Origin of the sequence: Thaumasiovibrio clandestinus, from assembly GCF_047250365.1 — a bacterium.
Taxonomy (GTDB): Bacteria; Pseudomonadota; Gammaproteobacteria; order Enterobacterales; family Vibrionaceae; genus Thaumasiovibrio.
Genome location: NZ_JBLBVL010000001.1, coordinates 1 through 20504 on the forward strand (window position 1 = coordinate 1; position 20504 = coordinate 20504).

Below are 20504 nucleotides of genomic sequence, written 5' to 3' on the forward strand. Positions count from 1 at the left end.
CCATCGGTATTGTAGACTGCGAAAGCAAGGCTTTCTTGCTTACAATACCGATGCCTTAGCTGAAAGAAATAAATTCATTAATATTTCAGTTGCCTGTTGTATTGCACAAAGCGGATGACAAAGGAAACGACGCTAAATTAAGTAATACATTCTGAGCAATGCTGGTAGAATGCGTTTTTTTCTTGGAGGTACCTATGGATCAATCCGACTTTGAACTACTTGTTCGCGAGCTAAACACCCTAGCTAGCGTTCCTGAAATTCTAGAACAACTTTGCCAATCAAAGGAAGAAGAAGTTTCTGCCGCTGCTAAGTCACTTCGTGGACAGTTTCAACTGGCTGAACTCGAGGGACAAAAACGCATCTATCATGTGTTCTCGCAGCCTAATGAACAAGGTGAAGAAGAAGAATTTGCTGAATGGGTTATGAATGATGGCGACGAGATGATCGCATTCATTGCTTGGTTTTTCTACTCTCAGTTTGAAATCAAGGATAAAGAAACCTATGAAGCTGCGGGCTTAAAGCTCGTTCAACCAAAGAAACTTAAATAGCAATATATCAATCTTTAGAGGTATTAAAGAGCAATGAACAACAAGAGTTGGATGGCCAACATCATTTCATTCTTGATTTTCACTTTGGGTGTGAGCTTCAATAACAGTCTCCTGCTTTATGCGGGACTATTTGCTTTATCAGGCGCAATTACCAATTTACTCGCAGTGCATATGTTGTTTGAAAAAGTGCCTGGGCTATATGGATCCGGCGTGATTCCTGCGCGCTTTGAGGAATTCAAGCTTGCTATCAAACAGTTGATGATGAATGAGTTCTTCACGCAAACCAACATTGATCGTTTTTTACAAGATGAAATGCACAGTGACATCTCACTTGATCTCGAGCCAGTATTAGAAAGCGTTAATTTTGATTCAACATTTGACGGATTGGTTGATGTTATAAACCAATCACCTTTTGGTGGTATGCTAGCGATGGTTGGTGGTGCTGATGCCCTAGCCCCTTTAAAAGCGCCATTTATCAGCAAAATGAAGCAAGAATTGTCAACGTTAGCATATCAAGAAAATGTCAAACAGGCGCTAGTAGCTCAACTAGAAAGACCTGAAATGATGCATGATATTCAAATCAAAATTCAAACTATCATCGATCAGCGTCTAAATGAGTTAACGCCGCAGCTCGTTAAAGAGATGGTACAAACCATCATTAAAGAGCATCTTGGCTGGTTAGTCGTTTGGGGCGCCGTATTTGGTGGATGTATTGGCGTTATTTCGGTGTTTTTCTCGCAACTCTTTATCTCTTAATTAAAAGCATGCCGGCGAAATACCGGCATGTTTTATCATCACTCTGTCATTTTTCAGTGAACTATACTTTCTTTTTTCGGTTTGATATCGCCTGCTTATAGACAAACCAAGCGCATAAACCAGCAAGGATATTGCCGACTGCCGCCCCCCAAAACAGGCCTTGTAACTCTCCTACCCTTGCACCAATCCACAAACAGGGTAAATAGAAAGCAAACAGGCGCAATGCAGATATAATTAACGCGTTTAGTGATAAAGCCAAAGCATTTGTCACCGATACCAATAACATGCATACGCCCAAAGGCCCTAAGCTAAAAGGAATCAAGGCTAAATGCATATTCAAAATCGACTGAACGGATGTCTCGCTGGTTGCTAGATCGGATAGCCACGGAGATATAGCAAATAACACAACAGCAACTGCCATTTGGAACACCAAGATAAAGCGTATAGCCACCATAACGAGGCGTTCGATCTCATCGCACTTCCCTGCCCCCAACAAACGACCCACCATTGGCGGTAAAGACATCGTTAAAGCAAGCACAACGACAATAGAGAAGAACTCAAAACGCGATCCTAACGCCCATGCGGCAACCGCAGAAGCACCAAACCCAGCAATTAACTTTGTTGCCAACATAGATGAAACCGGCGGTAAAAGCTGACTCATCATCGCGGGAGCCATAATTTTAGCGATATCAGCTAAACTTTTCCGTATCGATAAATCATGCCAGTTAAAAACCATCCAGTTCTTTGAAGTAACTCGGGGGAAGACGATAAATGAGCCAAGAGCAAATGAAACAATGGTTGCGATGGCAGCACCATTAATCCCTAAATCCAGAGTAAAAATAAATATAGGGTCAAGAACGAGGTTGATTAGGCTTGTTGCTACCATCACTGCACCTGGCAGCATGGTATTGCCATTCGCACGGCAAAGGCTATAACCGAAATACAATACTGCACCAAGCCATGCACTAACCAACCAATAAATCCAATACGTATTGATGATTGGAAATACGCTATCTGGTGCATTCATTAGTTGTAGTAGAGGATGCTTAGTCAACCAAAGAACAGAGCAAACCACGGCCATTCCCACACTACCTAGCGTGATAATTAAACCACCTAACTGCTTCGCATAGTGTTGCTTATTCGCGCCAATTGCTCGTGATATAACGGCAGTCGTCGCGATGCCTAAGCCAACCTGAATGCCAATAATGATCATTTGAACTGGCAGCGTAAAACCTTGTGCAGCGAGTGGCAATACCCCCAATTGGCCGATAAAGGCACTGTCTATAAGCTGAAAGCTCATTAATGACAAAATGCCGAATAGCATTGGCCATGTCATTTTAAAAAGCTCACGAGTCAACAAGGAAGGCTTATTTGATTGCGGTTGCATTAGATAGACATCATATAGAATATAAAACTCTAATGTAGCATACATACGGGTAGAGGTCGTGACATTGTCACGACCTCTTGTCATCTTAAAGGGAGTCGATTATCCCTTCTAATTGCTTCACTAAAACTGGATCTCGTAACGCTTGATTATCGACATCAAACGTATCGTAAAACGAAGGTACAGAAAGCGATCCCACGACTGTTGCGCCAAAATACGGAGCAGAGGTCACTGCTGAAGCAAGAACACTTTGAGCCCCATTAGGCCCAGGTGATGTTGATAAAAATACCACTTGTTTGTTTTCATAGACCTTCGCACGTACTCGAGATGCCCAATCGAATAAGTTTTTAAATGCAGCGGTATAAGAACCATTATACTCTGCTAACGATACAACGATGATATCGGCCTGATCAATTTTTTGAATAAAATCCTTAGCCCGTTGTGGCGTTCCAGATTCTTGCTCCCTATCAACGCTGTATAGGGGCATTTCAAAATCATTGATATCAATTAATTCAATATTCGCACTTTGAAAGAGCGATGTTGCGTAGCCAACCAGCTGCTTATTAATTGATTGTTTACTATTCGATGCGGCAAAACCTAGAACGTTCATAAAAAATCCCCTATTGCATTTAAATAATGTATTCCCTATTTTACTAAACCAACATTAACATTAAAGAGGGAACTTTGTACCAACACGTTCAAGATTTTTAAACAAGTTTGTTAAGATTAAAACTGCGATAAGAGTAGGAACATCTATTTTGCTCTATTGACTGTGCCGTGTTCATATTGACACTGACAATAAGCATAAGACTTTGTATACTTTGCTTGTTATTTTACGTAAAAGTAGTGCTACTGTGACAGAACAAGAATTCAGACAACACCTTACCCAACTCGGCTACCATGGTGACAAAGTGCGCATCGTGAATGTAGAGCCAATGAGCGAAGATGATCTAGCGACTTGCACCGCGAAAGAAGATGAATGCTTCTTCAATAGCTATATGAATGTCATTTATGGCAAAGGAGAGCGCTATGTATTGGGATATCGTGGTGAAACCCCCCCAGTAGACCACGCGATTATTCGCAAGGGAGAGCAATATTTTGACCCTACCCTGCAGGAAAATGATCCTAATTTCGCTGGCTATCAGTATGCGATTTTAGCTGAGTTCCAAGTCTTTGACATGATGAAGCATGCTAAATCCAACAAAGATTTCCCACCTGATGTGGATTATTTGAAAAAGAAAAAAAAGAACTTTAAGAATGTAATTGCCTAATAAGCTCTCGCATTGAACACAAAAAAGCTGGCCAAGTAAGTCAGCTTTTTTAGTATAAAGCCCTTCCTCAAGACAGATAAAGTGACCTCGTAACGACTAGGTTAATGAGTAAAATGGCGCGATGTACTCCTATTTTATTACTATTAAGCTGTGTTATGTTGTTAGTTGATAAGGTTTATTTATATTCAGTTGCTTTTAATATTGGTCACAACGGCACAAGTTATAGTGCGTTAGGGCTTGTGTTCATAAGATGATAGTCATCTAAAATTCAATCTTCTTAAAAATAGCGTCAAATATAGAGAACTTAGCTCAGCGTTTGAGGCAGGATCTGCCTTGCATCGTCAATGAGGTTGCGCGACACCTCTGCAATCACACCGCTCTCTAAAGCCCAGTGGTGCCAATACAAGTTTAGGTGATACGAATAACTTGGTAAAACATTGACCAAGTCACCACTGGCTAGCTCATTCTCGACTTGAATTGCAGGCATAATACTGTAGGCCAGTCCCAGCTTGGCGATGGTGACAAACGCATCAGACGAGCGCAGCGTATTTGCGTCTGGTGCGATGCTTGCCTCTTTTGTTTGGTTCTACGCACTTTCCCTTAGTGCGGCCAAAATGGCGCACATTCTTAGCAAAGCAAAAATCAAAGTGATGATCGATCTCTTCGTTGGTCTACTAATGTATTTCATTGCCAGCCAGCTGCTATTAACCTTTGCTGACTAATACAACAAAGCCAGCCCCAAAGGGCTGGCTTTTCGTTGTTAACACCTACGGCCAATTAATTAACAGGCATCGATAGCATTCTTAATTCGCTTATCAGATATTGGGTACGGTGTGCCCAGTTGTTGGGCAAAATAGCTCACCCGTAACTCTTCAAGCATCCAACGGATCTCTTGCACGGGCTCTGGCGTTGGCTGACCTTTCGGTATCTTGTTCAACAACTCTTTATAAGCCGAAGTGATCGATTCGACCTTCAACATATGCACGCGATCGCGGTTCGGGTCAATCGGCAGCTTTTCCATTCTTCTCTCTATGGCTTTCATATAACGAAGAATGTCTGGCAATCGTCTCCAACCACACTCAGTCGCAAATCCTTTAAAAATTAGGCTCTGAACCTGTGCTTTTATGTCTGACAACGCAAATGCCATTGAAAGATCCACCTTCCCTTTCAGCTTCTTATTGATCTGAAAAGCGGTGGTAAGAATGGCTTCGACTTGTTGGGCTACGTCAACCACCGTATCGCCAAGCTCAGCTCTCACATACTCTTTACGCGCTTCGAAGTCATCGCCATTCCATGCGACGCCGCCTTGCGACTCAAGCAGTTTATCAATACCACACGCAATACAGTCGTCGATCAAATCCAGTACTTTTCCATACGGGTTGAAATATAGACCCAGTTTGGACTTGTTCGGCAAGTTCGCATGAAGGTACTTAATCGGCGAAGGCACATTCAGTAAAATTAAACGGCGTTGCCCTTGTCGCATCGCGTTCATCTGCTCTTCTGGTGTTTCAAAAAGCTTGATGCTAACTGAATCTTTATCATCCACCAGCGCTGGGTAGGCTTTAACTTCAAAGCCCCCCCGTTTTTGTTGGTATCGTTCAGGCAAGGCACCAAAAGTCCAATGGCGTAAACCTTGCTGTTCGATGTCATCGTCAGCCACCTTCGACAACGTCTCCTGCACCTTCTCTTTTAGCCCTTCTTTTAGGCTATAAAGGTCTTTGCTCTCTTTCAGTTTACGATTACGGTGATCAACTACCCTAAACGTTACCTTTAGATGGTCAGGAACGGCGTCGAGTTTCCAGTCGTCACGCAGAATGGTATAACCCGTGATCTGCTTTAGCGCCTTCTCTAACCCGTCTAATAACGGCATCGCCAAAGGTTCTAAGCGTGTTAGAGCTGCATCAGCATAATTTGGCGCAGGCACAAAATTACGACGCACTGGTTTCGGGAGTGATTTGATCAACGCGACAACCAATTCATGGCGCAATCCTGGGATCTGCCAGTCGAAGCCGTCCATCTCGACCTGATTAAGTACAGGCAGTGGCACATGAACAGTGACACCATCACTATCCTCTCCTGGTTCAAACTGATAGCTTAGCTTTAATTTTAAGCCGGCCTGATGCCAAAAGTTCGGATAATCAAGATCGGTAATATGGCTCGCATCACCACGGAATAACATCTCTTTTTCAAAGTTCAGTAAGTCTGCGTCTTTTTGTCGCGCTTTCTTCCACCACGAGTCGAAATGGCGACCCGACACAACGTTCAAATCGATACGTTGATCGTAGAAGGCAAAGAGAGCCTCATCATCTACCAAAATATCTCGGCGACGTGATTTATGCTCTAACTCTTCAACTTCACGAATTAACTTCTGATTCTGCTTAAAGAAACCATGTTTGGTTTCCCAATCACCTTCAACCAATGCAGAACGAATAAACAGTTCACGCGACAGAACTGAATCAATCGAACCATAATTAACCTTACGCTTAGGAATAATCGGAATACCGTACAGTGTCACTTTTTCAAAGGCATGAACAGCGGCCGACTTCTTCTCCCAATGTGGCTCACTATAGCTACGTTTGATTAAATGCTGGGCCAGTGGCTCTACCCACTCTGGCTGGATCTTTGCACCCACCCTTCCCCATAGCTTCGATGTTTCAACCAGCTCTGCGACCATCACCCATTTAGGCTGCTTTTTAAAAATGGCTGAACCCGGAAAAATATTGAATCGCGCATTGCGGGCGCCTTGATACTCGTTCTTTTCCTGATCTTTCACACCGATATGCGACAACATACCCGCCAACAGCGCAGTATGAACACTTTGATAACTGGCAGCCTCATCATTCTTACGCAAATCTAGCTCACGAGCCACTTGACGAATCTGATAATGAACATCTTGCCATTCGCGTACACGCAGGTAATTGAGGTAATCTTTCTTACACTGTTTACGGAATTGACTCGAACTCAGGGCTTTCTGTTGCTCTTGAATGTAACCCCATAAGTTAACGAAACTTAAGAAGTCAGACTCTTTATCAAAGAAACGGCGATGTTTTTCGTCCGATGCTTGTTGTTTCTCCATCGGACGTTCACGCGGGTCTTGAATCGAGAGCGCCGCAGCAATGATCATCACTTCATTAAGCGCACCATACTTGTCCGCTTCAATAACCATACGCGCTAAACGTGGGTCGATAGGCAAACGCGATAATTGCTGCCCTAATTTGGTTAGACGCTTACGCGGATCTTTGGCATTGTCGTTAATCGCCCCTAACTCTTGCAGGAGACGCACACCATCTTGAATGTGACGACGATCTGGCGCTTCAACAAACGGGAAAGCTTCAATATCTCCCAAGCCAATCGCGGTCATCTGTAAGATAACGGATGCGAGGTTGGTGCGTAAAATCTCAGGATCGGTAAATTCCGGACGAGACAAAAAGTCATCTTCCGAATAGAGCCGAATACAGATACCCTCTTGCACACGCCCACAACGGCCTTTACGCTGGTTTGCGCTGGCTTGAGAGATCGGTTCGATTGGTAAGCGCTGAACTTTAGTTCGATAGCTGTATCGGCTAATTCTTGCTGTACCCGGGTCAATAACGTACTTGATACCTGGCACGGTCAGAGACGTTTCCGCCACGTTCGTTGCCAGAACAATCCGCCGTCCACGGTGTGATTGGAAGACGCGGTTCTGCTCATTAGCCGACAAACGCGCATACAACGGCAGTATTTCCGTATCTCGCAGATTACGTTTATTCAAGGCATCGGCGGTATCACGGATTTCTCGCTCACCGTTCATGAAGATAAGAATATCACCCAAGCCTTCATCACACAGCTCATCGACTGCATCAAAGATTGCTTGCAGCTGATCTCGCTCTGTCTCTTCACCGTCGTCGTTAACCGGGTTATAGCGTACTTCTACTGGGTATGTGCGCCCTGACACTTCAATAATTGGCGCATTATTAAAATGTTTAGAGAAACGTTCCGGATCAATGGTTGCCGAGGTAATAATTATCTTTAAATCTGGACGCTTTGGTAGTAGTTCACGTAAATAGCCCATGATGAAGTCGATATTTAGGCTTCGCTCGTGCGCTTCATCGATAATGATGGTGTCATATTGATTCAAGAAGCGGTCATTTTGGATCTCGGCGAGAAGAATACCATCCGTCATCAATTTGACTTGAGTATTCTCCGATACCTGATCATTAAATCGTACTTTATACCCGACAGCATCACCCATCTCGGTATGCAGCTCTTCGGCAATTCGGTTAGCGACCGATCTGGCAGCGAGTCGACGTGGCTGGGTATGACCAATGGTTCCAAACTTACCTAGACCTAGCTCTAAGCAAATTTTAGGTAACTGGGTCGTTTTTCCCGAGCCAGTTTCACCCGCCACAATCACCACTTGATGATTGGCGATCGCTTCAGCGATATCGTCTTTTTTCTGACTAACAGGCAAGAGCTCTGGATAAGTGATGCTTGGACGATTTGCCTCACGCAACTGCGCGACTTGCATCGACTTGGCAATATCTAGTGCTATCTCATCAAAGACAGCGAGCTTCGCTTCTTGTTTCTTAATGCGTGATGCACCTTGAATGCGTTTTAGAAGACGAAAGCGATCACGGATCATGCAGTCTTTTAGGGCTGCGCGAAGCGTTTTTTCATTATTCTGAACAGAATCGGAAGGCGTATGACTCAAAATGATCCCTGGTTATCTGTTTTACTGGAGAAAATTGAGCGGATTTTAGCACAAATAGGCAGAGAAGGTATGATAAACGGCGTCGTATCCTATGCCTTATTTGGCAAATGGTTATTAAGCGAAACTGGCGGCAAAGACTAAAAAAGCCTTAAGGCGCAGACCTTAAAGCTTTCGTATATCAGACCAATTATCCATTAAGCCGGACGTTAAGCAGCAACCGATACGACAGTTTCATCTTTAACCAAATTATTCAACCAACGACGACCAATAATCCGATGCGAAGTAAGCCCTATTTTTACCACTTCTTCGGTTAAGATAATGCCCATCACCCAATGGAGTGGCCAGCCCAACACCAAGCCGGTATAAAACGCGAGTGGGATCCCCACACCCCATTGTGCAAACAGATCAATAAAAATAGTGTATTTTATGTCGCCACCACTCTTAAGCACCCCACCAATACCGACCATATTGAACACTTTTAAACTCAGCCCAATCGACATGATCAGGGTGACATTTAGAGCTAAATCGACATTTGGCATATTGGCCGCCGCCAGTAAAAACCGCACCTGCTGGTTTAACGTTAAAATACTCAACGCAACAATCAGAGCGAGCAAAACACTGCATGCAATTAAACACCATGATTGATGGAAAGCACGCTCATAGTTTTCTGCGCCAAGTTCATGCCCTAGCAACGTCGCTGCCGCTACTGCAAAACCAATAAAGGCAGAAATAAGCACCCCTTCTATCGGTGATAACAAACTGATGATCGCCAGTTCAGTCACACCTAGCTGACCAACAATAAGGTTATATACCAATATACCCACGGCCCAACCCGCATCATGAATAATCATCGGTAGTGCGACCTTTAAGTACTTTCTACGTGCCTTTAACTCCCACGCCAACTTGAACTCTGAAACTTTTGGAAAAATATCTTCATAATGGCGTTTCGCCACCCAAACAAGGATAACTGTTTGGATCAATCGAGAGATCGTCGTACCAATAGCTGCCCCTGCGACACCCAATTCAGGAAAACCAAACAGACCAAAAATTAGTAACGCATTCAAGCTTGCATTAATGCCGACAGCAATAAAGCCAATAACAGTAGGCAAACGCGCTTCTCCAACCGAGCGCAGTGCCGCTTCTAATGGCACCACAACGGCTGTCGCCATGATGCTACACCCAGTGATCATCAAGTACTGGGTGGCAGAATCGACAAAAGCACTATCATCAGCAACCACTTGAACAATTTCACGTGGAATAAAAGTATAAAGCAACGCAAACGGAATGCTAAAAACAACTGATATTACCCACGTTTGCAAGAGTGTTCTTCTTACGCCTTGCATGTTTCCAGCCCCAAAAAACTGAGACGCCAATACGCTAACCGCACCACTCGCACCAACAATAAGAAGCAGGTTGAAGAAGAAAATTCGGTTCCCGACGCCCACTGCCGCTACATGCGACTCTCCAAGTTGCGATACCATTAAAATATCGACCAACCCAAGGACGGCAAATAACATGCATTGCACCGACACTGGCAGTGCTAACCGCATTGTTTTATGCCAGAACTGCTTATCGGCTGAAGATTTCCACGTATGCATTTTTTGCCCTCCTCTTTATCGCGGCTTTGTGACAGTGATCATACGCGTTCGTGATAATAATCTCTTATTCTAAGGCAACAAAAACTTTTGCGAGACTATCAAATGGTTTGGCCGGAACATCTATACATATCAGAAAAATCCAAACAGCTGATTATTGACCATAGTCAGCTTTATGCGCTAGAACTTAATCAAATCACTCAGTGCGGTTATACCGATGCATGCGAGACATTTGATATCTCACGTTCCAATCCTGAAAAACAGATTGTACTGTTTAGTATTCATGGTAGTGGTATCGTCACAACGCCTAATAGTGAGCATCATCTTACCGCCAATACAGTTATCTATCTGCCCGCACATATTCCGCACCGCATTACGTTAAACAGTGAACGCTGGGACAGTTGCTGGATGATCATTGAACCACAAGGACACTTAGCTGAGCAGTTACCGAATGGTGTGCAGTTTCAAGACAGTGCCAATGCAGGGTTAGTCAAAAAGATCATCGACTGTATTCACCACAGTATGCATAGTGGTTATCCGCTTGAGCAACAGATGACAGCTCTGCAGGTTGAACAACTGCGGCTCTTGGTAACGCATCGCCTACCCAGCGCAATGACAAATGGACAAATTCGGCTACAAAAAGTGTTCCAACGTGTACAGCAACAGCTTCATCGTAATTGGTCAATCGCTGATCTCGCCGCCATTCATCCATGTTCAGAGCCTCACTTTCATCGGCTCTGTCAACAGCATTTAGGGCGTACACCTATGGCACAACTGACTCACCTTCGCATGGAGCATGCCAGCAGAATGTTGATCAGCTCTGACTACCCTATCCAGCATATTTGTGAGTCAATAGGCTACCCTAATCCTGCAAACTTCAGCACAAGGTTCAAAAAATGGAGTACCTTAACACCAAGACAGTATCGGCAACGTTTTGGGCAATAGCGCGTATTTAGTCAACAACAAAACTGCCTATAAAGGGAAAGCAAGATGCCGCCACCATTTGCATCATATATACGATCCGGTATATAAAGAAACCCATAGTCATCAGTGGATAGAATGTAATGTTTAAACAACTTAAAATTCTTTTTCGTCAGCTCGCTAACGAGAGTGCAAGTAGTGGTGCGATTGATACGCCAACAATGAATTTAGCGATGGCGAGTCTCCTTTGCGAAGTGTCGCGTGCCGACAACACCATTGATGAAAAAGAGCATCTTGCTAAAATCCACCAGCTACAACTGCTGCTAGACATAACAGAGCAAGAAGCGTCAATGTTATTACAACAAGCAAAAAGTCATAGCGAGAAAGCCATCTCTTTATACGATTTCACGTCGAAGTTACGCGAACTTGGGCAGGACGAACGTTACCTCCTTATCGAAGCCATGTGGCAAGTTGCCTATGCTGATGGTGTATTAGACCCATTAGAAGAAGCCGTTATTCGCCAAGTAGCCGACTTAATCTACCTCGACCACAGTGAGTACATCCGCGCTAAGCTGTCTGTTCAGTCTGCTTAGTCGATTAAAGCCTTAATTGTCTCGATGATATGAAGAGTGTATTAATCTCAATACGTCATTATAAACCGAGCAATTTTTATTAAAAATTAGAATCATGCAACATCGCTGCACCATCAACTTTTTCAGTACTTTTCCTTACACGCTGCATGCTAAGATGCTAATGAATAAGTAAGGAGGTTAGCATGACAAGAGTACTATTTTGGGCAGTAATAGGCTTGATTTGCTATTTCTATTTTATCACTACCTCCGATTTTGAAATTGCAAAAGAGCTACGCCAAGAGCATCTTGATACTATCCGCCATTTTGCCAGCGGTATACAAGAGCTACTGCATTAACTGCACAATCGCCGTTTCCATTTCATTCTGTGATACAGCTAATGTACACTTTAGCCATTCGTGACATATGAACGGCTTACCATGCAATTACCCATTGATATTCTTAAAGATGAATTCATCACAACCCTCTCTCAACACCACGTCGTGGTTGAAGCAGAAACCGGATCTGGAAAGTCAACACGCCTACCTATTTGGGCGCAACAAGCTGGCCGCGTCTTAGTTGTTCAACCGAGACGGATTGCGTGTACATCATTAGCACAGTACTTAGCGAAACAGCAATCAGAGTCAGTTGGCGAAAGTATTGGTTATGCCGTCAAGTTCGAAGCTCATTTCTCGGCTCACTCTCGAAGTGTTTTTGTTACACCCGGTGTTGCACTACGTTGGTACAGTGAAAATCAACTTCAAGATTATGATGTCGTCATTATTGATGAAATGCACCTACGTCGTTGGGATACAGATTTACTGCTTTCGTTGTTAAAACAACACAACCAACACCGTTTAGTTGTCACCTCTGCCACGCTCAATAGTCAAAAATTCGGTGACTATATTAACGGCCAAGTCTTAAAAGCCCATGGGCGCTGCTACGATGTCGATGTTACTCATTTTGCTCATGACATTCGTACCGATCCTGATAGCCGTCAACTAGACGCGAAAGTAAAAGAGGCGATAGCCAGCTATATGCCGCAAACTAAAGGCGATGTTCTGGTTTTTCTTCCGGGCAGAAAAGAGATCCAACAATGCCAAAGCATACTGTCTTCCATCAATGCAGATGTCATTCCATTACACGCCAGTGTCAGTGACGATGAGCGCCAGAAAGCACTCGCTCCGCCAACCGATTATCGGCGCATTATATTAGCAACCAACGTGGCAGAAACATCACTTACCATCCCTGGTGTTACGCTCATCATTGACTCAGGCTTAGAACGCCGTACTCATCAGCGCAATGGTCGAACCGTGCTGAGTTTGCATCGCATCTCTCAAGCCAGCGCAGAGCAGAGAAAAGGGCGAGCTGGACGAGTCAGTCATGGGCTTTGTGTACGACTCTACGGCGCGTCCGCTCCATTAGAAGCGGTCACACCGCCAGATATGCAACGAGAAGAGCTTATCGAACCTATGTTAGCAGCGGCGGCCTGTGGATACCGATTAGCAGACTTACCGTTATTGGAACCTTTACCCGCTAAAACCAGTGAGCAAGCGACTGAACGGCTGCAAGCAATGGCAGCCATTGATGAAAGTGGCACGATCACCCCACACGGTGAAAAACTTTACCCTTTACCAATCGACCCGCTGTTTGCTCACTTAATTACAGCAATGCCAGACAAAGCAACCCAAGAAGCGATGGTTGATCTCGCCAGCGCACTGAGTGTACCGCAACGCTTATACACGCTGCCGACCGATGAAGAAAATAGAGAAGTATTAGATCTATGGGACCCGTTACACTGTGATGCAAACTGTCTGATTCAAGCTGTCAGAGGAAACGTCAGTGATCAGTTAACGCTAAGCCCAGATAGCATTAGAGAAGCGCGCCAAAATACTCATCAAATTCGTGAGGCATTATCACTCCCACACCTTGATGCTGCCAGTCGCCTTCCTCGAGAAAAGTGGCTCAATGCCATCATTGCTGCAGCACCAGAATTGGTGTTTGTCCGCCGTCAACGACGACATGACGCCATGGGTAATGGCGACAGCGAAGTGACCGCAGCACGAGAAAGCCGCGTTCGCGACCAAGATATCGCCTTCATCGTATTTGATCAGTTTCACCTGCCTGGCAAAGGTAAAAAGCAGACACTGAATTTGGCCACCTGTTGCGCCCCTATCCCACTGCGCCTATTAATTGACAATGACTTGGGCGAACTAACATTAACCAAGAGCCAAGTAAAAGAGGGAGAGGGAGAGGTGGTTGTCGAGCAGCAACGTCTCTATGCTGGTCGCGTTATCGAAACCATTTCTTCCGCGCCAGATAGTAATAATGTTGCCGAAGCAGCGTTAATACTGATCAAAAAGAATCAATTGCTTCCGGAGCTTTTCAATAAAATTAAGTACGACATTCTGCAATGGAACCTCTATCAGGAACTGGCAGACTGTTCACCTCATCACGCTGTGAGCTATACCGACCCAGAACAATGGTTATTAACACAGCTTATCGCCTTAGAGCTTGACGATATTGAAGACTTAGCCATGTTCAGTGCAGATGACTTTATTTTTGAAGGGATACCCGATTGGGAACGTGCAGATTTTGATGCGCTTTATCCTCGTTATTTGCAGTTAGCCGATCTAAATCTCGACGTAGAGTACGCAGGCAAAGGTAAACGTGTGACTGTGGTTTACCATAGTGGCAAACGTAAGACTGGTCCAAAGCGATGGGAACTACCCAACTGGAAAGGATGGAAAATTCAATACCGAAAAGCCAGCCGCATTATCGACATTCGTTAACAAAACAGAAGCACTAATAACCATTTCAGAAGGGATCTTGGCCCTTCTGGTCAGCATTTACGCCAATTTATTGGATTAGATCGCACATTTACGAAAACAACAATTAAAATTGCATAAAATGAGCTTATTGATGCTTTGCAATATATTCATTTAGCGTTACTATCCTTGCTCCTGTTCTACACAATAACCGTGCCTTCATGAATAACTCAAAACGTCCATTATATATCCCATATGCAGGCCCAGCTCTGCTTGAAACACCACTGCTAAACAAAGGAAGCGCTTTCTCTACAGAAGAGCGTATGTTCTTCAACCTTGAAGGCTTACTGCCTGAGGCTATCGAGTCGATTGAAGAGCAAGCCGAGCGTGCTTACAAGCAGTATTGCGAATTTGAAAATGATATAGATAAGCACATCTATCTACGCAATATTCAAGATACCAATGAGACACTCTATTTCCGTCTTATTCAAAACCACATCACAGAGATGATGCCTATCATCTATACACCAACAGTTGGTGCCGCCTGTGAGAATTTCTCTAATATCTATCGTCGTGCTCGCGGGTTGTTCATCTCATACCCGAACCGTGACCGTATCGACGACATGCTTAACAATGCTTCTCGTCAAAACGTAAAAGTGATTGTTGTTACTGATGGTGAGCGTATTTTAGGTCTTGGTGACCAAGGTATCGGCGGCATGGGCATCCCAATTGGTAAACTGGCACTTTATACCGCATGTGGTGGTATCAGCCCAGCTTATACGCTACCAATTGTGCTTGATGTAGGTACCAATAACCCGCAACGCCTATCAGACCCAATGTACATGGGTTGGCGCCATCCTCGAATCAGCGGTGACGAATACAACGAATTTGTAGAAGAGTTCATGCTAGCGGTTAAACGCCGTTGGCCAGAAGCGTTGATTCAGTTTGAAGACTTTGCTCAAAAGAATGCAATGCCTCTTCTTGAAGAATACAAAGATCGTTTCTGCTGCTTTAATGATGATATTCAAGGTACCGCTTCAGTCTCAGTCGGCTCTCTACTAGCAGCAAGCCGTGCTGCAGGCAAAAAACTATCTGATCAAACCGTTACATTTGTTGGTGCAGGTTCTGCTGGCTGTGGTATTGCCGAAGCTATTATCGCGCAAATGGTTGCTGAAGGTTTAACGGAAGCCCAAGCGCGTGAGCGTATCTTCATGGTTGACCGTTGGGGTCTTCTGACAGATAAGATGCCAAACCTTCTAGATTTTCAAAAGAAACTCGTTCAAAAACAAAATATTGTTGATGGGTGGGCATCTGATGATAGCGGTATTTCACTGATCGATGTCATGCGAAATGCAAAACCAACCGTTCTGATTGGTGTTTCTGGCGTACCAGGGCTATTTAGTGAAGATGTCATCAAAGAGATGTACGCGCATTGTGAAAAGCCGATTGTTTTCCCTCTATCTAACCCGACAAGTCGCGTAGAGGCAACGCCAGAAGACATTATCCGCTGGACAGACGGTAACGCTTTAGTTGCAACGGGTAGCCCATTTGAACCAGTGAGCTACAACGGTAAGCGTTTCCCTATCGCACAGTGTAACAACAGCTACATCTTCCCAGGCATCGGTCTAGGCGTATTGGCTGTTAATGCAACCCGTGTTACCGACGAAATGTTGATGGAAGCAAGCCGAGCACTTGCGGAATGCTCTCCGATGGCATTATCTGGTGAAGGTGCCCTACTACCGCCACTAGAAGACATTCATCATGTTTCGAAGCACATTGCTTTTGCAGTCGCAAAACAAGCGATGTTACAGGGCAAAGCATCCAAGAACACCGATGAACGCTTAAAAGAGAAAATTGAACAAAACTTCTGGAAGCCACTGTACCGCCGTTATAAGCGTACATCTTTCTAATTCCGCTTAAGCGCATACGAATTGAAGCCACCGCAAGGTGGCTTTTTCATTTTGTTATAATTCAAAATGTTACTTCGCTCAAACACGAAATAAGATTATACTGCAATGAGTTTTCACTAAATCGCATGCTGATTCACAAGGCACATTAACTCAATGAAGTACCTAACTCTTACTCATTTGCGTCATACTTTACTTGTTTTTCTCGTGATGATTCTATCCGGCGGTGCAGCGTTAATCTCTCTTGATCAGTGGATCAGCTTTCGATACCGACATGATGTCTATGACAACATCAACGACATTCCAGAACGCCGCATAGGCATGGTGCTTGGAACCAGTAAATACATAGGCCGGACACTAAATTGGTTTTATCAGCATCGAATAGACAGTGCGCTTGCGTTATACAAAGCAGGCAAAGTGCACACATTATTGTTAAGTGGTGACAATGCCCATCGTTCATACAACGAACCATGGACCATGAAACGAGATTTCCTCAAGGCAGACATCCCTGAAAAAGATATCGTTCTTGATTATGCGGGTTTTCGAACGCTAGATTCTGTTGTTAGAGCAAACAAGATCTTCGAAGCCAATGAATTAGTTATCATTACACAGCGCTTTCACTGTGAACGTGCCCTATTTATTGCTGAGCATTATGATATTGATGCTATCTGTTTTGTTGCTCCGATGCCGGGAGGCTACGCAGGGTTTAAAATTCGACTAAGGGAAGTACTTGCAAGGGCGAATGCCCTGCTTGATGTCTACGTCCTCGATAAGCAACCTAAATTTCTTGGCGACCCCATTCCAATTGATAGCGATGAACTCATCGAAGCCAGTGATGATACCGACACGCCAGAAACTATCGACACGCAAGAAATTATCGAGACAACTGAGAAACCTGCTCTTCCCCCTGAACAACCGCTACCCTAGCGCTTCCATCTCCGAAGGCTTATTAAAGAACAATGGGCTTACTTTGCACTTTAACATTCAAGACTTAATTTTATTTTATGAATCATGAGATCAACAAAAAGCCCTTTCTCTAACCAAAACCTGAGAAAATCACCCCGAAAGTCTCAACTATCTCACCAAGTCGATCAAAGCAATTCTCGACATTTTGTTGCTAGCCAGCGCTATGCTATGAATATACTCCTCCTTATAGTGACTCCTTAGCATCATACAATCACACCGCCACTGTTCAAGTTGTCACCATAACCCCGCGCAACAAACTTTTGGACAAAAGTGTGTCAGTGGTTTTGCTAAATTAGCATTTGACGAATAATCTCAGGTATTGCAGAACCTCTTTTAGATCGGCTAAAGCAACTCATCCACCACAGAGGAGTTCGTTGAGTGCTCTAATTCAACTTAGCTTTCTAATTCGTCGCGGTTATAAAGCGAAAATCGGTGACTTGCGCTTTGAAAAATGGGAAGTACTCTGATTCTCCATACATATTCCCAGCTTCAACATAAAACGGGATTTTATAACCTCCAATATCACGAAAATCAGATAACTTCCCACCAAATGGCTGACTTCGATACTTCCCTTCGGGGTTCGCATTCGTCCACCGATTAAAGTGTATTTCAACAGGCATTCCGGTTTCAGATATCAGCAAGTTAAGCGTTATAGACATGTTTTCATGATTAAGAGTTACTTTCATATGTTCAGAGCCCACATCATGCCACACTGTATCCGGGTGAAGTAACAAAAATCCGGGAGTCCAAAATGCAGACTCAGCCATATACCTATCAAAAGCAGATCTTCTATGGTCTAAGCTATAGCCAGCACGTGCTACTGGAAATAAACCAAGCAGATTAAAACGGGTCCACTTACTAGAATCTGATCCAGAAATAGGCAGCTTACTATCAAATCGTGACTGCCAAATGAAGCCTTCTGGAGCGGCAAGAATCTGGCTAGCTGACATAGTCATATATTCTGGAGATTCTTTAGAACCTAAGCTGAACTCACCTTTCATATCAATTTCAGCATGAGGAAAAAGAGGTGTTCCTTCACTAATTGCAAATTTAAAATATCGCTTAGCCGCATCTGGCAAGTCTTTAATCAACTCTTTACTAAAAATAGCTTGACTCATTGGCTTACTCTTTAAAGAGTTCCACTCCTTTACAAGTTCAGCGCTATCACGGTACTTGAGAATAGCGAGAGACACTAACGATATGCAAACAACAACTATTAGTACATACACAATCTTTGATATCACTTGGTAGCCTCAAACACAATCATCAATATGCAATCATGAGATTATACTGCGAGACATAAATTGAGCAAAGTCTCACTTAAGTTAATCTGATGATCATGAGTCCAAACTTGTTTTGGGGCAAATGTAAGTTACGTTCGAGCTAACTCCAAAGAACGACAATTCTGAGTCAGTAGCCTCACTAAATTAGCAACTCATGAATTATTAGAGATATCGCAAATCTCTAATCTGGCGGCCTAATTCACTCACCCCTTTCAAGCAAGTATCGATATCATAGAAAAGCGCAACTTCGGTCATGTAACCCTAGCAGGATAACCATACTATGTTCACACCTTCTGATTTGAGACAGTTTAACCCATGACAAGAGCTGCCAAGCGTCGAGAAAAACAAATTCAAACAGTCTGTCAGTATATCGATACTCATCTTGACCATGAGTTGAGTTTGGAGCTACTGAGCCAGATTGCAATTTGCTCTAAGTATCACTTTCAGCGAGTGTTCTCTGCATTTATGGGGATTAGCGCAGCTCAATATGTTCTGTTAGCAAGGCTTAAACGAGCGTCATTTCGTTTAACATTTGAAAACAACATAACGATTACGGACATCGCATTTGAAGCGCAATTTGATAGCTCTGAAGCGTTTAGTCGGGCGTTTTTAAGAACTTTTGGGCAAACGCCGTCGCAATTCAGAACCCAGCCAGAGTGGCCGCAGTGGCACTCAAAGTATGAATTTAGTCCACCTAACACAGGAGAGATAATCGTGGATGTAAATATTGTAGATTTTGCTGAGCAACCTATTGCTTTTGTTATTCACCAAGGAAACCCACAACGAGTTTTTGAAACAGCAGCTAAGTTTATTCAATGGCGAAAATCGACAGGACTTTCACCAATTAAAACCAGCAAAACGTTCGGTATTCCTTATGGTGACCCAAGCCAGATGCCTGAAGAAGAATTTCGATTTGATATCTGTGGCAGCCATAGTGGAGAAGTGCCTGAAAACCAGTTCGGCGTAAAAGCTGGAACTATTCCAGCTGGACGTTGCGCCATGGTATTACATAAAGGAAGCCAAGATACGATTGGAGAGACTATCTACCAGCTATATCAACAATGGCTGCCAGCAAGTGGGGAAGAACTTAGAGAGTTCCCTGTATTCTTCCGCTACCAAAACTTTGTACATGAAGTGGATGAGTGTGATCTCTTGACCGAAGTATATCTACCAATTCAATAATACGTCGATACGTCAGACAAAGGGGGCTAGCAATGCTCGATGAGACTGTAGTCTCTCAGGTAAGTTTTGTCGTTTGTACTCCAATGTAACGACAAAGCTATACCATGAGACAAATGTGCTCGCTAATTTTCTTAAGCGCCTGAGTCATTGGCAACGTTTGATCTGAAGGAAGAGGGATAGCGGTTCGGACCGGAGGTATTACCATATAGGCGATACCGCCCCCATAGGGGGTTAAGGTACATTCAGCCACACCATCTTTTATATCAATATATAAGCTATCAAGATCAACGGTAAGTAGCGTCTTTTTTAGCTCATCATCGGCATCTAATGCCGATAATAGCCGAGTACAAAAGCCTTCATTAACATTGCCAGTAAAAACGCCCCCTCGTGCACCTTTGAACACTATCTTGCCTTGGCATGCATCTGCTGTTGGACGGGAGAAAAGAATGTTCAATGCACACGTACCGCCCATCCACCGCTTTCTGAATTCCGGTTTAATCTGCAGGGTTTCTAGCCCATCAGGCAAGCGATTAAAAATAATAGTACCTTCATCTGACTGCTTAGCCTCTCCCCAGTATGGGGAGAATGCTAAGGCGTTATTGTAAACAGCAGACTGGGCCATTTTAAAGGCATTGGGTTTTGCACTCATAAGACTCTACCTCTT

At 43.9% G+C, this 20504-nt stretch carries 19 protein-coding genes; 12 read left to right on the plus strand and 7 right to left on the minus strand.

Annotated elements, in window-relative coordinates:
* Positions 1–194 precede the first annotated feature (194 nt).
* On the plus strand, positions 195–548 hold the full coding sequence (locus ACKLNH_RS00005) for a hypothetical protein (RefSeq protein ID WP_413110194.1): 354 nt from the start codon (positions 195–197) through the stop codon (positions 546–548).
* A gap of 33 nt (positions 549–581) precedes the next feature.
* Complete coding sequence (locus ACKLNH_RS00010; protein WP_413110195.1) at positions 582–1304, plus strand: DUF445 domain-containing protein; 723 nt, start codon at positions 582–584, stop codon at positions 1302–1304.
* Positions 1305–1365: 61 nt separating this feature from the next.
* Here the strand turns inward: ACKLNH_RS00010 and ACKLNH_RS00015 are convergent, their stop codons facing one another.
* Entirely contained in the window at positions 1366–2691 is a 1326-nt protein-coding gene (locus ACKLNH_RS00015) for an MATE family efflux transporter (protein WP_413110741.1), read from the minus strand.
* A gap of 85 nt (positions 2692–2776) precedes the next feature.
* Complete coding sequence (locus ACKLNH_RS00020; protein WP_413110196.1) at positions 2777–3298, minus strand: NADPH-dependent FMN reductase; 522 nt, start codon at positions 3296–3298, stop codon at positions 2777–2779.
* Positions 3299–3542: 244 nt separating this feature from the next.
* On the opposite strand from ACKLNH_RS00020, the gene ACKLNH_RS00025 reads away from it, so the two are divergent.
* A complete protein-coding gene (locus ACKLNH_RS00025; RefSeq protein ID WP_413110197.1) occupies positions 3543–3959 on the plus strand; it encodes a hypothetical protein in 417 nt (138 codons plus the stop codon).
* Between the two features lie 304 nt (positions 3960–4263).
* Here ACKLNH_RS00025 and ACKLNH_RS00030 read toward each other — a convergent pair whose 3' ends face one another.
* A complete protein-coding gene (locus tag ACKLNH_RS00030; RefSeq protein ID WP_413110198.1) occupies positions 4264–4446 on the minus strand; it encodes a hypothetical protein in 183 nt (60 codons plus the stop codon).
* Between the two features lie 28 nt (positions 4447–4474).
* Here ACKLNH_RS00030 and ACKLNH_RS00035 point away from each other — a divergent pair, with 28 nt between their 5' ends.
* Complete coding sequence (locus ACKLNH_RS00035; RefSeq protein WP_413110199.1) at positions 4475–4681, plus strand: LysE family transporter; 207 nt, start codon at positions 4475–4477, stop codon at positions 4679–4681.
* Positions 4682–4740: 59 nt separating this feature from the next.
* Here ACKLNH_RS00035 and hrpA read toward each other — a convergent pair whose 3' ends face one another.
* On the minus strand, positions 4741–8655 hold the full coding sequence (gene hrpA / locus ACKLNH_RS00040; RefSeq protein ID WP_413110742.1) for an ATP-dependent RNA helicase HrpA: 3915 nt from the start codon (positions 8653–8655) through the stop codon (positions 4741–4743).
* On the opposite strand from hrpA, the gene ACKLNH_RS00045 reads away from it, so the two are divergent.
* Positions 8641–8790, plus strand: a complete 150-nt coding sequence (locus ACKLNH_RS00045; RefSeq protein ID WP_413110200.1) for a hypothetical protein — start codon at positions 8641–8643, stop codon at positions 8788–8790. The genes hrpA and ACKLNH_RS00045 overlap by 15 nt on opposite strands.
* Before the next feature lie 65 nt (positions 8791–8855).
* Here the strand turns inward: ACKLNH_RS00045 and ACKLNH_RS00050 are convergent, their stop codons facing one another.
* Complete coding sequence (locus tag ACKLNH_RS00050; protein WP_413110201.1) at positions 8856–10247, minus strand: MATE family efflux transporter; 1392 nt, start codon at positions 10245–10247, stop codon at positions 8856–8858.
* Between the two features lie 87 nt (positions 10248–10334).
* Between ACKLNH_RS00050 and ACKLNH_RS00055 the strand changes: the two genes are divergently transcribed.
* The 6 genes from ACKLNH_RS00055 to ACKLNH_RS00080 all read left to right on the plus strand — a co-directional run bounded on the left by ACKLNH_RS00055 (position 10335) and on the right by ACKLNH_RS00080 (position 17336).
* Complete coding sequence (locus ACKLNH_RS00055; RefSeq protein WP_413110202.1) at positions 10335–11189, plus strand: AraC family transcriptional regulator; 855 nt, start codon at positions 10335–10337, stop codon at positions 11187–11189.
* A gap of 119 nt (positions 11190–11308) precedes the next feature.
* Positions 11309–11758: a tellurite resistance TerB family protein gene (locus tag ACKLNH_RS00060; protein WP_413110203.1), complete on the plus strand. Its 450-nt coding sequence runs from the start codon at positions 11309–11311 to the stop codon at positions 11756–11758.
* A gap of 182 nt (positions 11759–11940) precedes the next feature.
* Positions 11941–12093, plus strand: coding sequence for a hypothetical protein (locus ACKLNH_RS00065; RefSeq protein WP_413110204.1), 153 nt, complete (start codon positions 11941–11943; stop codon positions 12091–12093).
* Positions 12094–12174: 81 nt separating this feature from the next.
* Positions 12175–14526: a helicase-related protein gene (locus tag ACKLNH_RS00070; protein WP_413110205.1), complete on the plus strand. Its 2352-nt coding sequence runs from the start codon at positions 12175–12177 to the stop codon at positions 14524–14526.
* A gap of 197 nt (positions 14527–14723) precedes the next feature.
* On the plus strand, positions 14724–16412 hold the full coding sequence (locus tag ACKLNH_RS00075; protein WP_413110206.1) for an NAD-dependent malic enzyme: 1689 nt from the start codon (positions 14724–14726) through the stop codon (positions 16410–16412).
* A gap of 153 nt (positions 16413–16565) precedes the next feature.
* Positions 16566–17336, plus strand: coding sequence for a SanA/YdcF family protein (locus tag ACKLNH_RS00080; RefSeq protein WP_413110207.1), 771 nt, complete (start codon positions 16566–16568; stop codon positions 17334–17336).
* A gap of 440 nt (positions 17337–17776) precedes the next feature.
* On the opposite strand, the gene ACKLNH_RS00085 is transcribed toward ACKLNH_RS00080, so the two are convergent.
* Entirely contained in the window at positions 17777–18493 is a 717-nt protein-coding gene (locus ACKLNH_RS00085) for a DUF6544 family protein (RefSeq protein ID WP_413110208.1), read from the minus strand.
* Positions 18494–18973: 480 nt separating this feature from the next.
* On the opposite strand from ACKLNH_RS00085, the gene ACKLNH_RS00090 reads away from it, so the two are divergent.
* Entirely contained in the window at positions 18974–19840 is an 867-nt protein-coding gene (locus tag ACKLNH_RS00090) for an AraC family transcriptional regulator (protein ID WP_413110209.1), read from the plus strand.
* A 97-nt stretch (positions 19841–19937) separates the two neighbouring features.
* Here ACKLNH_RS00090 and ACKLNH_RS00095 read toward each other — a convergent pair whose 3' ends face one another.
* Complete coding sequence (locus ACKLNH_RS00095) at positions 19938–20489, minus strand: DUF3156 family protein (protein WP_413110210.1); 552 nt, start codon at positions 20487–20489, stop codon at positions 19938–19940.
* Positions 20490–20504 lie beyond the last annotated feature (15 nt).